Annotated in this window: 1 pseudogene; it reads left to right on the forward strand. The window is 64.9% G+C overall.

The annotated features are described in order from the left end of the window. Nucleotides 1-12: 12 nt before the first annotated feature. Nucleotides 13-2,519: pseudogene (locus ABZO33_RS26770) on the forward strand (condensation domain-containing protein); the annotation flags it as partial.

Genomic DNA, 2,519 nt, shown 5'->3' on the forward strand with positions numbered 1-2,519 from the left:
CCGGACTACATGGTCCCAAACTACATGGTCCCAACGCACTTCCTGGTGCTGGAACAGTGGCCACTGACGGCCAACGGCAAGCTGGACCGCAAGGCCCTGCCCAAGCCGGATGCCAGCCAGCTGCAACAGGGCTACGTGGCCCCGCGCACGGCGCTGGAACAGCAGCTGGCGGCGATCTGGGTCGAGGTGCTGAAGGTCGAGCAAGTCGGCCTGCACGACAATTTCTTCGAACTCGGCGGCCATTCGTTGCTGGCTACCCAGGTCACCTCGCGGATCCGCCAGCGCCTGAATGTGGAAGTGTCGCTGCGCAGCCTGTTCGAGTCCGCCGACCTGCAAGCCTTCGCCCAGGCCGCCAGCCAAGGCGCGGCCAGCCAGGCACCAGCGTTCAGCGTCGTGGACCGCAACCAGCCGCTGGCCTTGTCCTACGCCCAGCAACGCCAGTGGTTCCTCTGGCAGCTGGAACCGGCCAGCGCCGCTTATAACATCCCTTCGGCCCTGCGCCTGCAAGGTGAGCTGGATATCGAGGCACTGCGCAGCAGCTTCGCCGCGCTGATCGCCCGACATGAGACTCTGCGCACTACCTTCCATCAGGAGGATGAACAGGCCTGGCAACGCATCCATGCCGCAGGTGATTTCGACCTGCCGGTCGAGACGGTGGCAAGCGAGGCGCTTCAGGCGCGGGTTGCGCAGGAGACCGCGCAGCCGTTCGACCTGGAACACGGCCCGCTGCTGCGCGCCCGCCTGCTGCGCCTGGCCGCCGACGAGCATGTGCTGGTACTGACCCTGCACCATATCGTCGCCGATGGCTGGTCGATGCCGATCATGGTCGATGAAGTCATGCGTCTGTATGCCGGGTACCGTCAGGGCGCCGAGGCACAACTGCCGGCCCTGGTGTTCCAGTACGCCGATTATGCCGCCTGGCAACGCCAATGGATGGCGGCGGGCGAGCAGGCTCGCCAGCTGGACTACTGGCGCCAGCAACTGGGCAACGAGCAACCGCTGCTGGAGTTGCCTACCGACCGTCCGCGGCCCTTGCAGCAGAGCCACGCCGGCGCCCGCCTGGATATCGGTCTGGAGCATGAGCTGGTCGAGGCCCTCAAGGCTACCGCGCGGCAACAGGGCGTGACCCTGTTCATGCTGTTGCTGGCCTCGTTCCAGACGCTGCTGCACCGCCTCAGTGGTCAATCGCAGGTGCGCGTCGGCGTCCCGGTCGCCAACCGCAACCGGGCCGAGACCGAGGGCCTGATCGGTTTCTTCGTCAACACCCAGGTGCTCAAGGCCGAGTTCGTCCCGCAAACCACCTTCGCCGGGTTGCTGCAACAGGTCAGGCATACCGCCGTGCAGGCCCAGGCGCATCAGGACCTGCCGTTCGAGCAACTGGTCGAGGCGCTGCAGCCCGAGCGCAGCATGAGCCACAGCCCGCTGTTCCAGGTATTGTTCAACCACAAGGCTGAAAGCCTTGGCATGAGCCGGGAGCTGCCGGGGCTGCGGATCGAAGGGCTGGGTTGGGAAGACCGCAGCACCCAGTTCGATCTGGTCCTGAACACGGTCGAGCACGACGCGGGGTTGAGCGCGATCCTGACCTACGCCACTGCACTGTTCGATCCGGCCACTGCCGAGCGTCTGGGTAGGTACTGGCGCAATCTGTTGCAGGGCATCTGCCAGGACAGCGCCCAACGCGTGGCGCAGTTGCCGTTGCTCGATGCGCTCGAGTTGGATGAGTGGCAAACGAATGTACAGCGTTACCCAAGCACCGAGTGCGCTCACGCGCTGATCGAGCAGCAGGCGGCGCGCACGCCTGAAGCAATCGCCGTGACCTTCGTCGGGCAGTCGTTGAGCTATGACCAGCTCAACCGCCGCGCCAACCGCCTGGCACACAAGCTGCGCGCGCAGGGCGTGGGGCCGGATGTGCTGGTGGGTATCGCGGTCGAGCGCGGTTTCGAGATGATCGTCGGCCTGCTGGCGATCCTCAAGGCCGGGGGCGCCTATGTGCCGCTGGACCCGGAGTACCCGCAGGATCGCCTGAGCTACATGATGGAAGACAGCGGCATTCAGTTGCTGCTGACTCAAGACCATTTGCTGGCCGGCCTGCCGGTGCCGGCGCACGTGCGTAGCCTGAAGCTGGAAGATGATCTCACCGGCTACAGCGACGAAAACCCCGAGCACCTGACCCAACCAGACAACCTGGCCTATGTGATCTACACCTCGGGCTCCACTGGTAAGCCAAAAGGTACGCTGCTGCCGCACCACAACCTGCTGCGGCTGTTCAAGGCCACCGATGCCTGGTTCGGCTTCGGTGCGCAGGATGTGTGGACGCTGTTCCACTCGTACGCCTTCGACTTCTCGGTATGGGAGATCTTCGGTGCGCTGCTGCATGGCGGTCGCCTGGTGATCGTGCCGCGTGAAGTGACCCGTTCGCCGGAAGACTTCCATCAGCTGCTGGTGGAGCAGGGCGTGACCGTGCTCAACCAGACTCCATCGGCGTTCAAGCCGCTGATGCGCGTGGCCTGTGACAGTGC

Source organism: Pseudomonas sp. CAM1A (assembly GCF_047501685.1).
GTDB lineage: Bacteria > Pseudomonadota > Gammaproteobacteria > Pseudomonadales > Pseudomonadaceae > Aquipseudomonas.